Below are 758 nucleotides of genomic sequence, written 5' to 3'. Positions count from 1 at the left end.
ATGATCAGGTTGATAGGTTCGAGGTGGAAGCATGGTGACATGTGGAGCTGACGAATACTAATAGATCGAGGACTTAACCATATAATATGAAGCAACGTTATCTAGTTTTGAGAGAATATAAAAAACTTATTGACTTTCTAAGTGAATCAAGTATAATAATGTTTGTCTCAATCGAATATAGTCTGGTAATGATGGCAGAGAGGTCACACCCGTTCCCATACCGAACACGGAAGTTAAGCTCTCTAGCGCCAATGGTAGTTGGGACCTTGTCCCTGCGAGAGTAGGACGTTGCCAGGCAAAATGGAGGATTAGCTCAGCTGGGAGAGCACCTGCCTTACAAGCAGGGGGTCGGCGGTTCGATCCCGTCATCCTCCACCATATATGTCGGAGGGGTAGCGAAGTGGCTAAACGCGGCGGACTGTAAATCCGCTCCTTCGGGTTCGGCAGTTCGAATCTGCCCCCCTCCACCATTTCTTAATTATTGGGCTATAGCCAAGCGGTAAGGCAACGGACTTTGACTCCGTCATGCGCTGGTTCGAATCCAGCTAGCCCAGCCATTAAGAGCCATTAGCTCAGTTGGTAGAGCATCTGACTTTTAATCAGAGGGTCGAAGGTTCGAATCCTTCATGGCTCACCATTTTCTTTAAAAATATGCGGGTGTGGCGGAATTGGCAGACGCACTAGACTTAGGATCTAGCGCCTTTGGCGTGGGGGTTCGACTCCCTTCACCCGCACTTTTAATAAAATAACTCAAACAT

At 47.6% G+C, this 758-nt stretch carries 5 tRNA genes and 1 rRNA gene; all 6 read left to right on the top strand.

Annotation, left to right across the window (positions count from 1 at the left end):
• Nucleotides 1-181 precede the first annotated feature (181 nt).
• The 6 genes from rrf (at nucleotide 182) to MR066_RS26965 (ending at nucleotide 734) form a co-directional block, all read left to right on the top strand.
• Nucleotides 182-297, top strand: a 5S ribosomal RNA gene (rrf, locus tag MR066_RS26990).
• A gap of 5 nt (nucleotides 298-302) precedes the next feature.
• A tRNA-Val gene (locus MR066_RS26985) sits at nucleotides 303-378 on the top strand.
• 8 nt (nucleotides 379-386) lie between these two features.
• Nucleotides 387-470: transfer RNA gene (locus MR066_RS26980), tRNA-Tyr, on the top strand.
• A gap of 12 nt (nucleotides 471-482) precedes the next feature.
• Nucleotides 483-557, top strand: a tRNA-Gln gene (locus tag MR066_RS26975).
• Between the two features lie 4 nt (nucleotides 558-561).
• A tRNA-Lys gene (locus tag MR066_RS26970) sits at nucleotides 562-637 on the top strand.
• A gap of 16 nt (nucleotides 638-653) precedes the next feature.
• A tRNA-Leu gene (locus MR066_RS26965) sits at nucleotides 654-734 on the top strand.
• Nucleotides 735-758: the final 24 nt, after the last annotated feature.

Origin of the sequence: Bacillus cereus group sp. BfR-BA-01523 (assembly GCF_022662615.1) — a bacterium.
In the GTDB taxonomy this organism is placed as follows: domain Bacteria; phylum Bacillota; class Bacilli; order Bacillales; family Bacillaceae_G; genus Bacillus_A; species Bacillus_A mycoides.
Note: the sequence above shows the minus strand (reverse complement) of the source record. Positions and strands in the feature narration are given on the sequence as shown.